The organism is Nocardioides sp. CPCC 206348, assembly GCF_048654705.1.
Classification (GTDB): domain Bacteria; phylum Actinomycetota; class Actinomycetes; order Propionibacteriales; family Nocardioidaceae; genus Nocardioides.
On record NZ_JBMCZA010000239.1, the window covers coordinates 81,336 to 81,654 of the forward strand.

General features: G+C 64.6%; 1 protein-coding gene. It reads left to right on the plus strand.

Features of this window, described 5'->3' with window-relative positions:
- Positions 1-101 precede the first annotated feature (101 nt).
- Positions 102-319: hypothetical protein (locus ACOADB_RS27665; protein WP_378606707.1), on the plus strand; the 218-nt coding region annotated here is incomplete at its 3' end.

A 319-nucleotide genomic window follows, 5' to 3' on the forward strand; every position in this document is an offset into this window, starting at 1 on the left:
TGACCACCGACAATGGAAGCTTCCAGGTGCCCGCTGGAAAGCGGCTGGTGGTCGAGTTCATCTCGGCGAGAGTCAACGTGCCCTCGGGCCAGACTCCGTTGGTGAGCGCGAATGCCGGCAATGGTGGACTCGGGTTCCCAATCCCGGTTGAGCTCCAGGGCGTCGGGAACGGGAATGCGTTCTACGCCGGTGCGACACGGGTCCTGGACTTCGCCGCCCCCGGTTCGTACTACTCCATCACCTTGGAGCGTCAGCTTCCGGCCGGTGGTGCAGTGACCGGCGACGGGGGCGGATTCGTCTACGTCTCCGGCTACCTGAT